The sequence below is a fragment of the Frankia gtarii genome, from assembly GCF_025403375.1.
In the GTDB taxonomy this organism is placed as follows: domain Bacteria; phylum Actinomycetota; class Actinomycetes; order Frankiales; family Frankiaceae; genus Frankia; species Frankia gtarii.
In genome coordinates this window covers 1-786 of the sequence record NZ_JAMPTM010000582.1, presented here as the reverse complement: position 1 = coordinate 786, position 786 = coordinate 1, and the positions used below count along the sequence as shown (strand labels likewise).

At 75.3% G+C, this 786-nt stretch carries 1 pseudogene; it reads left to right on the top strand.

The features are described 5' to 3' along the window. A pseudogene (locus NBZ83_RS32410) lies at positions 1-751 on the top strand (serine/threonine-protein kinase); the annotation flags it as partial. Between the last annotated feature and the right edge of the window lie 35 nt (positions 752-786).

Genomic DNA, 786 nt, shown 5'->3' with positions numbered 1-786 from the left:
GTCCCTGCAGACACCCCCACCGTCGCGGACACCACCACCTGCGCAGACGACACCAACACCGCGGACACCTCCCCCGCGGACACCTCCCCCGCAGCCGGCTCAGGTCGCCGGCCTCCCCGCGGCCGGCGACGTCGTCTTCCCGGGGCGGCGGCGGACGTGGCTGGTCGTCGGCTCGCTGCTGGTCGGCGTCGGCGTCGTCCTGCTGGCTGCGGCGTTGATCGTCCTTGTCGATCTCCTGTTCACCTATCAGGGCTATAACCGCCGAGGTATCTCCGCCGCGCTGCTGGGGGCCGGCATCTTCGCCGTGGTCGGTGCCGCCGCACTGTTCCCGGGTTGGTGGCGTCTCCGGTTCGGCCTGCGACCCGCGAGGCTGACGGTCGGCCCACACAGCCTGCGCGCGCAGTTCGGCGGGCAGCGCTACGAACGCGCCTGGCCGGAGATCGCCCGCGCCGACGTCATCCGGCTGGGCCGCCGGGAGGTGCTGGCGGTCTGGCCGGCGCGGCCCACCGTGCCCTGGGCCGGGCTGCCCCGGCCGGTCCGCGGGAACCCGAAGGGCCGCTACCGGTTCGCCTGGTACAACCCGGTGCTCAACTGCGACATCGTGATGGATATGGCAGTGCTGCGGGGACGCCCCGCGCGGCGCGTCTCCGCAGCACTCGGCGCGGTCAGCGCCGCGACGGGCAGGACCGCCCCCGGGCAGGAGCCTCGCCGCGCCGGACCCGGACCTACCGGCCCCGGACCCGGGTGGTGACGGTGCCGGAGGCGGCGGGGGCGGCGTCGGGGTTG